Source organism: Anaerohalosphaeraceae bacterium (assembly GCA_037479115.1).
GTDB lineage: Bacteria > Planctomycetota > Phycisphaerae > Sedimentisphaerales > Anaerohalosphaeraceae > JAHDQI01.
Genome location: JBBFLK010000007.1, coordinates 38612 through 51521, shown reverse-complemented (window position 1 = coordinate 51521; position 12910 = coordinate 38612). Strand labels below are relative to the sequence as shown.

The following is a 12910-nucleotide window of genomic DNA, read 5'->3' as shown; positions in this document are numbered from 1 at the left end:
TTATCCTTTCCAGAAATCTGCCTGTGCGATCAGCACCATTTCTTCAATTTCGCGGTTGATTTCCGCCTCCCAGGAATCGGTCCTGTTGGACGACGAATCCGCATGAAGCTGCTCGGTAATATCATCCAGTTTGGAGGATATCTCTGAAACCGTCTCATCGGTAAAGAAGTCCTGAACCATACTGCTCGTGAGAGCCGCCGTTGGAACGGAAACGGCCTCGGGGGACGGCCGATGAAGGGTCCACAACAAACCAACCCCTGCCGCCAGACAGGCTGCAGCCGCCGTAAGCACCTGTCGATAGAAATGTCTTCTGCGTGCCAAGACGGCCGAGCGCTGACGGAGGGCCTGCTTGATGGCTGTCAGGACTTCCGGACGAGGCAGGGGAGAATCGTCCGCCAGCAGCTTTTCACATGCCTCAATTTCTTCGGCAAACTGAGCGGCCTGCGCCTCCTCATAAAAACACCGGAGGAGGGTTTCAAGCTGATGTCTGTTTTCTTTCATTGGATTGTTCCATCCATTCTTTCAGTTTCTTGAGCCCTCTGTGCACTTTCGAAAGGGTTGTGCCGATGGGCTCTGCTCTCATTTCGGCCAATTCTTTGAAGCTCAAATCGCCGTAAAAACGCAAGACTATCAATTCCGCTGTTTCCGCATCCAGCCGGTTTAATCCCTGCTGCAGACGGTCCGATAAGGCCCCGTCGAGTTCACGAGGCGGTTCGGATTCTATTTCGGCCAAACGCTGCTGCTCCTCCAGAAGCCGTTTTTGACGATACTGTTTTCTCAAACGGTCCCGGAACAGGTTTGATGCGATGGTAAACAGCCATTTTTCAAAAGAGCCGCCTTCAAACGTCCTGATTTTCTCAATCAGCCGGATATACAGCTCGCTGAGCAGTTCTTCACTGGCGTCCCGGTTGCCGGTCAGACGGTAAAAGTATCCATAGCAGCGGGCTGAGTACATATCCACCAGCCGGCCCAGTGCGTCCGGATTTCCGCGTCTGCATTCCTCAAGAAGTTCTGCAATGTCCGGCTGCTCACTCATCCTAACTTGCCATTTTTCTAATTGGTTAGACGTTTCAAATTTGCCTTCTATTGCCCTGTTTTAAAGAAGGGGTGCAATCTCTGAAATATAATCGGATGCGTTATATCCAGTATTGATGAGGAAATCAAAATAGCGGCTCTTCCGAATCGTCATCTTCCTCGTCCGGGCCGATTTTCCAGTTTTCGGACTCATCCAGATCCTCAATTTCCCGTTTGAAATACCGGATGAGTTTATCCTGAAGAGGCCCCATTTTTTCCTGCCAGGCCGACATCCCCCGATAAATCGATATCAAAATATCCAGTCGGAGGATTTGCATTTTCTGAAGACATTCCGGCTCTTTTATATTTAGAAATGGGTCGCAACGAAATCTCCGGTTCCCGGACGGGTCCATTTCGAACATTTCACAATCTTTGCATTGAATCATTTTTGAATCCTCCAAAAAAAGAACATTCTCTTGATTTTTTCATCATACCACCTTACTATACCCCCGACAAGAAAATGACTTTTTTAGCAGGAGAACCGAATGGGAAAACCGAGACGAAGACGCAAGATTGGCAGCAAAAAACGTCATATGCGCTGGAAAATCCGGCACAAAATCAGCTGAGCCGGCGTTTTTTTACCGCCTGAGAAATTTCGAGGGCGGAAAGATGCGGAATCGAATCGATGCGAACGGTTCATTTCGCTTTCTTTTTTTAAAGGGGCAAACCGGTGAAATCCTGTACGATTACATTTCTGCCCGACAGGCAAACCGTCAGGGTTCATCCGGGTGCCACTCTTTTAGAGGCCTCCAGCCAGGCGGGACTTGCTCTGTATGCTCCCTGTCATGGGGCAGGGGTCTGCCGGAAATGCCGGGTGATTCTTGAACCGTCCGGAAGTGAGGTATTGGCTTGTCAATACAAGGTTTATGAGGATTTAACCGTTCGAATACCGCCGGAAAGCAGGGGAGGAATAAGCCAGATTCTCGAACGGGGTATTGAGGGCAAAACGACCGCGGACTCTCGTATCCAAAAACATTTTTTTCCCGAAATTCCCGCGTCAGCAAGCCGATTTCTTGAGCAACTGGTCTCCTTTTTCCATTCGCCGGTGGTTATCCATCCGGATGCTTCCCTTCCGGACAGTTGGGCCGCCTTTCCAAACGGTGCAACGGCGGTTCTGACAGTGGAAGAAGAACACCGCTGTCTGCTTTGTTTGGAGCCTGGCGATACTACAGCGTGTTTTTACGGAGCGGCAGCTGATATCGGCACCACGACAGTCGTTTTGTATTTAATCGACCTGAAAAACGGACAAATCCTTCAAACTCTTTCGGCCGCCAATCCCCAGATTCAGTACGGGGACGATGTCATTAGCCGGATTGTTTACGCGCAGACTCCGGAAGGGCTTCAGCGGCTCGGAAGATGTCTGAAAGAAAGACTCAATGAAATGATTGTCTGCCTGTGCCGAAAGCAGCAGATTTCGCCCGAAACTATTTACGAAATCACCGCAGTCGGCAACACCACGATGAATCATCTGCTTCTGGGATATCCGGTGGAATCACTCGGAAAATCTCCGTATCGCCCATACTCCCTTTCTTCCTGCGACCAGCCGGCTGCCAAAGCGGGGCTTCACATCCATCCGGCCGGGCGACTCTACACGGTGGAAAATATTGCCGGATTTGTCGGCTCGGATACGGTTGCCGCTGCCCTGGCGGCCGGGATGGATAGACTCGACTCGATTTCCCTGCTTGTAGACATCGGCACCAACGGTGAAATCGTCCTCGGCAGCAAAGACCGGCTTCTGGCAGCCAGCTGTGCTGCAGGGCCGGCTCTCGAAGGGGCACGTATTTTGTATGGAAGCCGAGCCGAAAATGGAGCGATTCAGCGCGTTCTTCTTTCGGAAGGGGACATCGTTCTGGATGTCATCGGTCTAGATGAACCCCAAACCATCTGCGGAAGCGGTTTGATTGATGCGGCGGCTGTGCTGCTTCAGGCGGGTATCCTCGAACCCTGCGGAGCGTTCGCACCTATTTCAAAACTTCGGGATAACCTGACGCCGGCTCTCTTTGAACGGCTCACACAGTTCGAAAATCAGCCGGCCTTTGTGCTGGCCTGGAAAAACGGAACCCGCCAGCCGGCTGTGCTGCTGACACAGAAAGATATCCGCGAGCTCCAGCTGGCCAAGGCCGCTATCTTCGCAGGGATTTCCGTTCTGCTCCGAACGATGGATATCGAATTAGAAGAGATACAGACTCTCTTTCTGGCGGGAGCTTTCGGAAATTATATCCAAAAAACCAGTGCAATCCGAATCGGACTTCTGCCTTCCATTGCCCCTGACAAGATACAGTTTATCGGGAATGCGGCGGGTGCCGGAGCCCAGATGATTTTGCTCAACCGCCAATGCAGGCAGCGAGCTTCCCGGCTGGCCCGGAAGATTGAATATGTCGAACTGGCCCGCCGGCCCGACTTCCAGGACATCTACAGCGATTCGATGCGGTTTGAAGAAAGAAGATAAAACAGATAGGCTGCGTAAACAGCCAGCAGAAAAAACCCTGCCATACGGCTGATTTTATCCCTTGCAAAGGCAAAACAGGCAAACAGGATGCTTACGGCAACCATAATCCAATAGTCCGCCCCCAGAAGCCGAGGGCTGACAGCAAAAGGACGGGCCAATCCGGCTGTACCGATGACAAACAGCGTGTTAAAAATGTTGGAGCCGACCAAATTCCCGATAGACAAGTCGTCCTGTTTCTTAAAAGACGCCACCAAAGAAGTAATCAGTTCCGGCAGGGAGGTACCCACCGCTACAATCGTCAGGCCGATGACGGCTTCAGACAATCCCGCTTGCCGGCCAAACGAAGAAGCACCCCAAATTGTCAATTTTGCACCGAAAGCCAGTGCCGGCAACCCCAAAAGAATCAGCAGCAGACTCAAACCAATAGGTTTCGGGGCTTTCTGCAGGTAAAGCTTTTCTTCCGGCGAGAGGTCTTCAACGGAGGAAAACCGCTTTTTTTCACTGGCAACCATAAACGCCATAAGCCCTGAGAAAACCAAAATCAGCACAAAAGCAGCAAGGCGGCTTACGGTTCCGTTTTTCAGGAACGGCCAAAGCAGCAATGCTGTGCCGATCAAAAACGGCATATCCCTTCGCAGAGAGATCGGCTGAACCTGAATCGGCCGGATGAGGGCACAAAGCCCGCCGATTAAAGCCAGATTTGCGATATTTGAGCCGTAAACATTGCCGACCGCAATGTCTCCCGAACCCACCAGCGCAGCGGCAATGCTGGCGGCCGTCTCCGGAGCGGAAGTGCCCATCGCAACAATGGTCAGACCGATGATAAGCGGGCTCAGACCGAGACGTCGGGCCAGAGATGCTGAACCCTCTACCAGCCAGTCAGCCCCTTTCAGAAGCAGCCCGATTCCGATAATCAGTCCTGCTAAATCCGCAATGAATGTCATTTCTTTTAAAAACTCCGACCGACAGATTTTGTTGCCTGCATTTCTCAAAAAATAACCCCGGGTGCAAAGCCCCGGGGTGTAAAAATCTCCAAATGAAACCGGAAAAACTACACTTTTCCGATGATTAAACTGCAGTTATGGCCTCCGAAACCGAGAGAATTGCTCAAGGCGTATCGAACATTTCTTTCTTTGGCCTTCTTCGGAACAAAATCCATCTTCGGGTCGCATTCCGGAGCTACCGTTTCGAGATTAATCGTGGGATGGATAATCCCTTTTTCAATAGTCTTGGCACAAACCAGAAGCTCGATTGCTCCGCTGGCGCCAAGCGAATGCCCCAGACAGCTTTTGGTCGAATTGACCGACAGCTTGTATGCATGTTCCCCAAAGACCGTCCGAATGGCCAGAGATTCCGCCGCATCATTCAGCTCGGTACTGGTTCCATGCGCGTTAATATAGTCAATCTGGTCTGGATTCAGCTGGGCCTGTTCGAGGGCTAATCTCATTGCTTTGGCTGCTCCGGAACCATCTTCGAGCGGGGCGGTGATGTGATAGCCGTCCCCAGTCGCTCCATAGCCGAGCATTTCCGCATAAATCTTCGCTCCTCGTTTTCGGGCATGCTCGTATTCTTCCAGAATCAGGACCGCCGCACCTTCGGCCAGAACAAAACCATCTCGAGACACATCGAACGGGCGAGAGGCGTGCTGCGGGTCATCATTTCGGGTGCTCAGCGACTTTAATGCGCAGAAGGAAGCTAACCCAACGGGAGTTAAAGCAGCTTCCGAGCCGCCGGTGATGACAATTTCGCTTCGGCCGCACAAAATATTGTAAAATGCCTCGCCTACGGCATGAGCAGCCGACGCACACGCCGTCACCACACACATATTCGGGCCTTTGAGCCCATACTGAATCGAAACACACCCGCTGGCGGCATTGCCCATCAATTTAGGCACGCAGAAGGGGGATACCTTTCGAGGCCCTTTCTGGAGAAGACGAAGATACTGCTCTTCAATCTCCTTAATCCCGCCGATACCGGTGCCGATGATGACGCCGACCCGCTCTTTGTCTTCCTTTTCAAAGTCAAGACCGCTGTCGTTGACTGCCTGGATAGCAGACGCAAGGGCCATTTGGGTAAAACGGTCCATTCGTCGGCCTTCCCGAGACGGCACATAATTGTCGATGTCAAACTTCTTGATTTCGCCGCCGAAATGAACAGGGAACTCCGACGTATCAAATGACTCAATGGTGGAAATCCCGCTTTCACCCCGACAGAGGGCTTCATAAAGCCCGTCAGCCGACTCCGCCAACGCCGTTACACACCCAAGTCCTGTTATAACAACACGTCGCTGAAACTTCATGGGTGTGCCGCTTACTCCTGGTCCTTCTTTGCGGCGCCCTCTGTGCCCTTTTTCTTCATAATATCGATAATATAATCGATTGCCGCACCGACGGTCTGAATCTTTTCGGCTTCCTCGTCCGGGATGCTCATATCGAACTCATCCTCGAACTCCATCACCAATTCCACGGTATCCAGCGAATCAGCATTCAAATCATTGATAAAAGACGTCTCGCGGGTGATTTCGGACTTGTCCACACCCATTTGTTCGCTGACGATTTCAATGACCTTTGCTTCAATTGCCTGAACATCAATATCCGCACCCACTGGTTAAACTCCTTACCTGTTAATAATATCCTTTCTGTGTTTTTCCAATCCGTTTATACCCGAATTTCCGGGTTTTCGGCGGTAATATAACCAGACCAAAATCCCTTTTCAATCCTTTTTTAGGCAATTTTCTTACATTGCCATACCGCCGTCTACACAGAGAACCTGACCGGTAATATAGCCGGCCTCATCGGAGGCCAAAAAGGCCACCGCACGGGCCACATCCTCCGGAGTTCCGAAGCGTTTGAGAGGAATAACCGCCATCGCTCCTTCCTTGACGGCATCCGGAAGCCCCTGGGTCATATCCGTCATAATAAACCCCGGAGCGATACAGTTGGCTGTTATATTTTTCTTTCCCAGCTCACGGGCCACCGACTTGGTCATCCCAATGAGTCCTGCCTTGCTGGCCGCATAGTTGGCTGAACCGGCCTGTCCCATTACACCGGCCACCGAACTGATGCTGATAATCCGGCCGAATTTGTTTCGCACCATCGACCGGGCGGCAACCCGGGTAGCCGTAAAAGCGGCACGAAGATTTACCGATATAACCCGGTCAAAATCTTCATCATCCATCTGAATCATCAATTTATCCCGCGTAATGCCGGCATTGTTCACCAAAATCCCGATGCCGCCGTGTTCTTCCGCCAGTTCCTCGAGAATCTGGGTCAGCAAATCCGTCTTTGTGATATCCACAACCTTGGTAATGACGGAAAATCCATGATCTGCTGCAACCTTTCTGAGTTCCTCGAGCTGCTGGGCATTCAAGTCCAGCCCGGCTACCTTGCGGCCCTGACGAAGCAGTTCGAGGACAATGGCTCTTCCGATTCCTCGGGCGGCTCCGGTAACAACTGCTAATCTCTGTTCTGCCATTTTCATCTCCCAAGTACAAACTTCTTACGGATTCGGCAGGGCGGCAAATGCCTCCGCCGAATTGACGGTAATAACCCTGGCTTTTCGGTCTATTCGTTTCATTAAACCGGTCAGAACACGTCCCGGACCGATTTCATAGAACTCTTCCACCTGCTCCCGAAGAAGCCGTTCCATACAGTTTTGCCACAAAATCGGGGCAATAAGCTGTTTGACCAGTCCCTGTCGAACGGACTGCGGGGTGGAATAATACGAAGCATCAATGTTGGCTATCACCTTTACTTTGTCGGAAGGCCGAATCTCAGTTTGTTCGAGGGCCTCTGAGAGCTGTCGGGCGGCCGGCTCCATTAAAATCGTATGAAACGCTCCGGCCACGGCCAGCGGGACGGCCTTGACAGCCCCAAACTCTTCCGCAAGTGCGGCGGCCCGCTCACAGGCCTCTTTGTGTCCGCTGATGACAATCTGCCCCGGACAGTTGAAGTTCACCGGCTCCAGGACCTGTCCCTGAGCGGCCTGCATGCACAATTGACGCACTTTATCTTCATCCAGACCGAGAATGCTGACCATGGAACCGGAAGAGGCATCCGCCGCCGCCTGCATCGCTTGTCCGCGCTTCTGGACAAGCCGCAGCGCCTCTTCGAATTCAATCCAGCCGGCCGCATACAGAGCCGTATATTCTCCCATGCTCAACCCGGCCGTCACATCCGGATTTAAATCAGGCCGTTCCTGCCGCAAAATCTCCAGAAGGGCGGCGGAGACAACAAAAATCGCCGGCTGGGAATACACCGTTGAATTCAGTTTTTCCTCCGGACCTTCGGCACACAACTGCTGGACGTCATAGCCCAGAATCCGGGACGCCTTTTCAAAAAGACGTGCGGCGGAAGGCCATCGTGCCGGAAGATCCGTGCCCATTCCGAGTGTCTGAGCTCCCTGACCGGGGAACAGAAATGCGATTTTCTTCTTGTCCATCTTCATCCCTGAAAGCGAAGGGTTTACAACTGGATAACGTTGGCGCCCCAGGTCAATCCCCCTCCAAAGGCCACCAGCAGAACAATATCTCCGCTCTTGACTTTTCCGGTTCGGCAGCACTCATCCAGAGCGATGGGGATGGAGGCCGCCGAAGTGTTTCCGTACTTGTCGATGTTGATAAAGATTTTCTCATCCTCAAAATGCAGACGCTTGCCGACGGATTCAATAATCCTTGCATTCATCTGATGCGGGATAAACATAGCGATATCTTCAACCCGCAGGTCGCATTTTTCCAGGCACTCGTTGACCAGCTCGACAATGCGTCTGACGGCCGTATGATAGACCTCCCGACCGTTGATATCCATATAGACCAAATCCGGATTCTCGAGCGGAACACCGACCGGGTGGCGGGACCCATAAGCCTGACATTTGAGGGCCTCCCAGCTGCTGCCGTCGGAAAAAGAGGTGCTGTACATAATGCCTTCCGGCCCGCTGGAGACGGCTTTCAGCACGACGGCACCGGCTCCGTCTCCGAAAAGGATGCAGCTGCTGCGGTCTTTGTAATTGGTAATCCGGCTGAGGGTTTCCGCCCCGATGACCAGGGCCGTTCGATAGCGGCCGGAGCTGAGATACTGCTGGGCAATTGACAAGGAATACACAAAACCGCTGCAGGCGGCGCTGAGGTCAAAGGCCCAGGCATTGCAGGCCCCGATGAGAGACTGCACGAAACAGGCCGTCGAGGGGAAAACCATTTCAGGGGTGATGGTAGCCACGATAATCAGCTCGATTTCCTCCGGCTTCATCCCCGCCCGCTCGAGGGCATTGCGTGCCGCCTGCGCCGCCAGAGTGGCTGTGGTGTCTTCCGGACCGGCGATGTACCGTTCCCGAATCCCGGTTCGGGTGACAATCCATTCATCCGATGTATCGACAATTTTCATAAAATCTTCGTTGGTCATCACCTTGGCGGGAACACTCGAACCCGTACCGGCCACAACGGCCCGAAGACGCACAGACGACTGAATAGTTGGGTTATTGACCATTAGACATGACCGTCGATTGAGACAGGCGTTGAACAATCTTTTCGTTAATTCGCTGTGTAGAAAACTTCCGGCAGGCCAGAATCGCATTTTTAATCGTTCGGGCCTTGCTGGAGCCATGACAAATCACCGCCGTGCCGTTGACCCCCAGCAGCAGGGCCCCCCCATATTCATTGTAATCATATTTCTTATAAATATTGGTCATTACTTTCTTGAACTGAAGAGCCAGCCACCAATGGCTTTTCAGCTCATCCTTAATCGCCCGAAAAATCATGCTGACCAGACCTTCGGCGGTTTTCAGAACCACATTGCCGACAAACCCTTCACAAATCACCACATTGAAATGACCGTCAAAAATGTCACGGCCTTCCAGATTGCCTGCAAAATTGATGGTGGGGTCCGCCTTCAGCAAAGCCCGTGTTTTTTTGACCAAATCATTGCCCTTGGCCTCTTCTTCGCCGATATTCATAATTCCCACACGCGGGTTCGTAATGCCGAGCATTTCCTCCGCATAGACACAGGACATCACTGCGTATTGATACAGATGAATGGGTTTGCAGACGATATTGGCCCCGACATCACAGACAATCACAGGCCCGCCTAAAGTCGGAAAGACCGTTGCAATCCCCGGACGAATTACATTCTCCAGATTCCGCATTCGCAGCTGACAGGCCGCCACACAAGCTCCGGTGTTGCCGGCAGACAGAACCGCATCGACCTGGCGGTGTGAAGCGGCTCTGGCCATTATGGCAATCGAGCTTTTTTTCTTTCGCCGCAGGGCCTCGACAGGAGATTCATCCATTCCGATGACTTCAGGGGCATGAAAAATACGGAATGTGTCCGGATCGGCATTGAGTCGAACCAGATGCTCCCGAATAACGGGTTCATCTCCGATCAGCACGATTTCATGTTCTTTTCCGAGGACCTCCTTGGCCTCCAATGCTCCGGCAACGATTTCGGCCGGTGCATAGTCGCCTCCCATTGCGTCTATCGCTATCCGCATGGTGTTATTCTTCCGAGTCCTGTCCAATCTTCAACGTGATTTTGGGGTTTACGTATCCGCATTTGCCGCAAGCCGCATGGGGCAGTTTGGCCTGTCCGCAGTGCGGACAATACGAATAGTTCGTCGGTTTCAGGGCGTGGTGACTCCGACGGGTACGGGTTCGCGTCTTACTGGTTTTTTTTGCCGGAAGCATCGTCGCTTTCTCCAAAATCGGGAATAAAAATAATATATAAAAAATATCCCCTTTCTCCGCTATTTTCTGCGGTTCAGAGGAAACCTTCCACTTAATCAGAATTAAAGTACCTTTTTAAGTACCAAACCCCTCCCGCTTCGTAAAGAAAAATTTTGTAAAGGATGGATTTGTATAGCCCTCCGATGCGGCTTTGTCAAGAAAGAAACAAGATTCTCGTTAAAAAAAGACTGAATTTTTCTTTTTCGAATTGCATTTTTGCGGTAAATTCAATATTTTCTGAGAGGCAGAAAACGAAAAAAGTCTTTGAAGAAAACGTGTTAGGACAGAAACATGGCGGCCAAGCAGTATAACCATAAGGCACTCAGCGAGGCCATCCGGCAGGGTCAGGCTCGAATGAAGCGGCTGATGCAGAATACCCGCGTCGAACCGGCCATCCCGGAACCTCAGGTCCCCAAACAGCCGGAGAAAAAACCGGTCTCTGTAGGAATCCGCCCTGTCCCGGCAGAACGCGAAACCCCGTATCGACTCAATCAAGGCACGCTGGTTGCAGCGGGGGCTTTTGTCCTTGTGATCGCTTTTCTTATCTGGGTAAACCGCAGCAAAGAGCGGCTGGAAACCCAATCAGTCTCCACTCCATCGTCAACAACAACAGGGGTTTCCGCAGAGCCGCCCGCCCCCAAACCGGCGACACCTGCACCGACAGCACCTGCTCCGTCACGGACGGCGCAGACGCCGCCGCCTCAGCCTGCCCCGACGACAAGACCGGCTGCTCCGACTTCAACACCGCCTGCGGCATCTGAGACAAGGCCGACACAGACGGCGTCTGCGGCCTCTGAACCGCCCAAGCCGGCTTCAGCTGAAAAGGACCATGTTATTGTTATCGCAACCTATGCCAACCGCGACCATTTGGTGCCGGTTCAGGCCCATTTTGAAAACAACGGAATTAAAACTGAAATCATGCGGCGCGGCAGCTACTATTTGCTGGTTACAAAAGACCGGTTTGACTCTCCTTTAAAAGCGGGCACAGACGGACAGCAAATGCTGAACAAAATTAAATCCATCGGTGCGCAATATAAGGCCCCGGATGGTTTTGAAAGTTTTGGACGCACGCCTTTTCAGGATGCGTATGGGATGAAAGTAAAAACGAATTAGCACTGACGTAATTCGAGGAGTCTAAGAAATGTCAATTGATCGTTCATTAAAACTGAAAGATGCTCTGAAACGACACCGCAATGTCCTTTCCAGAGGCGAAAGAATTGAGATTCTCAAGAAAGAGGAACGCTGGGAAGAAGGGAAAGTGATGGGCCTTCCGAAGGTGGCTCACCGCAAGAGCAGCAGCGGCAAGAAGGCTGCCAAGGAAAAAGCGGCGGAAGGCCAGGAAGCGGCAGCCGCCGCACCGTCTGCAGCCGCTTCGCCGGCTGCCGGTGCCAAAAAATAAATCGGACGAACCAAAATCAAGGCCGTTCCTGTCCAGAATTTGCGGGGCGGCTTTTTTATGCGCTTTCAGGAGCAAAACAATGGCGGATTATTTGGCACAGAGAACGAAAAAAATTGATGCCAGCGGTATCCGAAAGGTTTTTGCGCTGGCGGATAAACTTCAAAACCCTGTGAATTTTTCCATCGGCCAGCCGGATTTTGACGTCCCAGAACCTATCAAGAAGGCGGCTATTCAGGCAATCCTCGATGGACAAAATCGCTATTCGCAAACCAGCGGCGATGCCCGGCTGCTGGAAAAAGTGCGCAGCAAAGTGCGTCAGGAAACCGGCTGGGAGGAGCCGCTCTGCATGATTACCAGCGGTGTAAGCGGGGGACTGCTGCTGGCCTTTATGGCCCTGGTCAATCCGGGTGACGAAGTGATTCTGATGGACCCGTATTTCGTTATTTACAAACATGTCGTGAATCTTCTGGGCGGCACGTGTGTCTTTGTGGATACGTATCCGGATTTCCGACTGCCTGCCGAAAAAATCGCCCGGGCCGTCACCGCCAAAACCAAAATGATTGTTCTGAATTCTCCGGCCAATCCCACCGGTACGGTTTACACCGAAGAAGAAGTCCGTGCCGTAACGGAGATTGCCCGCAAGCATGATCTTATCCTTCTCAGCGATGAGATTTACGATGTCTTCAGCTATGACCGTCCCAATCCCTGCACAGGGCGGTTTTATGAAAAAACCCTGCTCCTGAAGGGATTCAGCAAAAGCGCCGCAATGACCGGCTGGCGAATGGGATACGCCGCCTGTCCGAAAACGCTGGCTCCTTTGATGGAAGCGATGAACATGATTCAGCAGTACACCTTTGTCTGCGCGCCGACACCGTTTCAAATCGCCTCCATCGCCGCCCTTGAATTTGATATTCGTCCTTATGTTGAACAATACCGGCAGAAACGCGACCGACTGATTGAAGGATTGAAAGGATATTATCACCTCGAAAAACCCGGCGGGGCCTTTTATTTGTTTGTTCAAAAGCCGGATTGGGCGGCCAGCGCAACCGAATTTGTCAAAACCGCCATCGAAAACAATGTCCTGATTATTCCGGGAAATGTGTTCAGCGAAAAAGACACCCATTTTCGCATCAGTTATGCCACAACAGAACAAACTATCGACCGAGGGATTGACATCTTAAGGCGACTGGCCCAACGCTGACCGAAAAAACCGGCAATTTTACCCCTGCAGTTTTTTTTCTGCCTTGACAGCAGGCAGAGGGGCGGATATATCCAT

The 12910-nt window shown here is 52.0% G+C and carries 16 protein-coding genes; 5 read left to right on the top strand and 11 right to left on the bottom strand.

All coding sequences use genetic code 11. The features are described 5' to 3' along the window. The 3 genes from WHS88_04980 to WHS88_04970 form a co-directional block, all read right to left on the bottom strand. A complete protein-coding gene (locus WHS88_04980; protein ID MEJ5259528.1) occupies nt 1-501 on the bottom strand; it encodes a hypothetical protein in 501 nt (166 codons plus the stop codon). Then, nucleotides 476-1036 (bottom strand): RNA polymerase sigma factor, encoded by a 561-nt coding sequence (locus tag WHS88_04975; GenBank protein ID MEJ5259527.1) that lies wholly within the window; start codon nt 1034-1036, stop codon nt 476-478. Before WHS88_04975 ends, WHS88_04980 begins: the two co-directional genes overlap by 26 nt. Before the next feature lie 124 nt (nt 1037-1160). After that, nucleotides 1161-1352 (bottom strand): hypothetical protein, encoded by a 192-nt coding sequence (locus WHS88_04970; protein ID MEJ5259526.1) that lies wholly within the window; start codon nt 1350-1352, stop codon nt 1161-1163. Nucleotides 1353-1462: 110 nt separating this feature from the next. Between WHS88_04970 and WHS88_04965 the strand changes: the two genes are divergently transcribed. Both WHS88_04965 and WHS88_04960 read left to right on the top strand, forming a co-directional pair. Next, nucleotides 1463-1663, top strand: a complete 201-nt coding sequence (locus tag WHS88_04965) for a hypothetical protein (GenBank protein MEJ5259525.1) — start codon at nt 1463-1465, stop codon at nt 1661-1663. 81 nt (nt 1664-1744) lie between these two features. Then, a complete protein-coding gene (locus WHS88_04960) occupies nt 1745-3523 on the top strand; it encodes an ASKHA domain-containing protein (protein ID MEJ5259524.1) in 1779 nt (592 codons plus the stop codon). Here the strand turns inward: WHS88_04960 and WHS88_04955 are convergent. The 8 genes from WHS88_04955 to rpmF all read right to left on the bottom strand — a co-directional run bounded on the left by WHS88_04955 (nt 3487) and on the right by rpmF (nt 10196). Beyond that, nucleotides 3487-4467, bottom strand: a complete 981-nt coding sequence (locus WHS88_04955) for a calcium/sodium antiporter (protein MEJ5259523.1) — start codon at nt 4465-4467, stop codon at nt 3487-3489. The two genes, WHS88_04960 and WHS88_04955, sit on opposite strands and share 37 nt — an antisense overlap. A 107-nt stretch (nt 4468-4574) precedes the next feature. Continuing rightward, entirely contained in the window at nt 4575-5822 is a 1248-nt protein-coding gene (gene fabF, locus WHS88_04950) for a beta-ketoacyl-ACP synthase II (GenBank protein MEJ5259522.1), read from the bottom strand. An 11-nt stretch (nt 5823-5833) separates the two neighbouring features. Continuing rightward, entirely contained in the window at nt 5834-6115 is a 282-nt protein-coding gene (acpP, locus tag WHS88_04945) for an acyl carrier protein (protein ID MEJ5259521.1), read from the bottom strand. A gap of 144 nt (nt 6116-6259) precedes the next feature. Next, nucleotides 6260-6997 carry a 3-oxoacyl-[acyl-carrier-protein] reductase gene (gene fabG, locus WHS88_04940; GenBank protein ID MEJ5259520.1) on the bottom strand — a complete coding sequence of 246 codons (738 nt, stop codon included), beginning with the start codon at nt 6995-6997 and terminating at the stop codon, nt 6260-6262. Between the two features lie 24 nt (nt 6998-7021). Further along, nucleotides 7022-7963 (bottom strand): ACP S-malonyltransferase, encoded by a 942-nt coding sequence (fabD, locus tag WHS88_04935; GenBank protein MEJ5259519.1) that lies wholly within the window; start codon nt 7961-7963, stop codon nt 7022-7024. Nucleotides 7964-7986: 23 nt separating this feature from the next. Then, a complete protein-coding gene (locus tag WHS88_04930; GenBank protein MEJ5259518.1) occupies nt 7987-9003 on the bottom strand; it encodes a beta-ketoacyl-ACP synthase III in 1017 nt (338 codons plus the stop codon). Next, entirely contained in the window at nt 8993-10003 is a 1011-nt protein-coding gene (gene plsX / locus WHS88_04925) for a phosphate acyltransferase PlsX (protein ID MEJ5259517.1), read from the bottom strand. Before plsX ends, WHS88_04930 begins: the two co-directional genes overlap by 11 nt. A 4-nt stretch (nt 10004-10007) precedes the next feature. Next, entirely contained in the window at nt 10008-10196 is a 189-nt protein-coding gene (rpmF, locus tag WHS88_04920; GenBank protein MEJ5259516.1) for a 50S ribosomal protein L32, read from the bottom strand. A 330-nt stretch (nt 10197-10526) separates the two neighbouring features. Here rpmF and WHS88_04915 point away from each other — a divergent pair, with 330 nt between their 5' ends. From WHS88_04915 to WHS88_04905, 3 genes are all read left to right on the top strand, one after another. Then, nucleotides 10527-11348: a hypothetical protein gene (locus tag WHS88_04915; GenBank protein ID MEJ5259515.1), complete on the top strand. Its 822-nt coding sequence runs from the start codon at nt 10527-10529 to the stop codon at nt 11346-11348. A 28-nt stretch (nt 11349-11376) separates the two neighbouring features. After that, entirely contained in the window at nt 11377-11634 is a 258-nt protein-coding gene (locus tag WHS88_04910) for a small basic protein (GenBank protein ID MEJ5259514.1), read from the top strand. 79 nt (nt 11635-11713) lie between these two features. After that, nucleotides 11714-12835, top strand: coding sequence for an aminotransferase class I/II-fold pyridoxal phosphate-dependent enzyme (locus WHS88_04905; GenBank protein ID MEJ5259513.1), 1122 nt, complete (start codon nt 11714-11716; stop codon nt 12833-12835). Nucleotides 12836-12910 lie beyond the last annotated feature (75 nt).